This window comes from Crocinitomix algicola (genome assembly GCF_001661595.2).
GTDB lineage: Bacteria > Bacteroidota > Bacteroidia > Flavobacteriales_D > Crocinitomicaceae > Crocinitomix > Crocinitomix algicola.
On record NZ_LYPF02000040.1, the window covers coordinates 1 to 1216 of the forward strand.

General features: G+C 37.7%; 2 protein-coding genes. Both read right to left on the bottom strand.

All coding sequences use genetic code 11. From position 1 onward, the window contains the following. Positions 1-975 (bottom strand): hypothetical protein (locus tag A8143_RS16495; protein ID WP_139134417.1); only part of this gene is annotated, 975 nt, incomplete at its 3' end. A 21-nt stretch (positions 976-996) separates the two neighbouring features. Next, positions 997-1216, bottom strand: a 220-nt coding sequence (locus A8143_RS16500; RefSeq protein ID WP_175437564.1) for a T9SS type B sorting domain-containing protein, incomplete at its 5' end; no start/stop codon positions are given.

Here is a 1216-nt window from a genome sequence, read left to right on the forward strand (position 1 = left end):
AATGGCTTCAACAAAAACTTCAATTGAATCAGTATTTACACAACCAACGCTATCTACGCCTATAACAGTGTATATTTCAGTTCCCACATAATCTGGAGTATGAAGTTCTCCATCAACCACACCTAAATCCCAAGAATAAGAATCCGCACCGCTTGCTGAAAAAACAATAGATTCACCTAAACATATTTCATTATCATTAACGCTCGCTGTAACTTCAGGATTGTGAACATTGATTTCAACTTCAAAAGCGCAATCATCTTCATGATCACTTGATGCAATGTAAACACTGGTACCAACTGGGGGTGTAAATGGTTCATCATTCTCAATACCACCTTCCCACGTTATTAAGCCTCCATTAACAGAACTAACATTAAACGTTACCTCCTCCCCTAAACAAACTTGAGTACTTGAAATTTCAGACTCCAGAGAATCGCATGCGAAGTAAACGGCTTCACCAAATGATACATTCCAGTAAGAATACTCAGGTAACTCATAATTAAAAGTCATTAACATTTCTTCATCATCGGCAACGAATGTTATTGATTTCATATGCCACGTATAATCTATACCTCCTGAATACGGAAAAAGATATGACTCATCGCCTATGGTTACAACTAGCGTTCCATCATCCGGAGAAATCCCAGTCCCCAATTCTGCAGTATAAAATATAACAGTATATTCTTCACCAATAATTAAGTCACTTATAGTTGTACCAACTTTTTCAACATGCGTGCCAGAAACCCAAACCGTATGACCGTTAGGAGGATCTTCTACTCCACCGCCATACCAATCTGTTATTCCTCCGTGCTTGTCTTTGTCCGAAATATCAGTGGTACCAATAATTAATGTCCAACCAATTGGTGCTGTTATCATTCCAACCGGAGAAGAATTTGTTGGTAAAATGGATTGGCCAAATAAAAACGAATTAAATAAAAAACTTATTACGAATAACTTTATTCCTAATATAATTTTCATAATCCGTTTTTATCTTCATCATTAATTTCCGCTTACAAGTCTTATATTTCCTTGTCCCTCTTTTACAGTTCCATTATCCGTTACATAGCGGTAGGTATAAAAATAGGTTCCATCCTTGCATGGACTTCCGCTGTTGTCTGTACCATCCCACTCATCGGTAACATCGGTCATTTCATGAACAACAATTCCCCAGCGGTTGACAATTACGCAAGTGAGTTCATCAATTGATGCCGATCGGTGA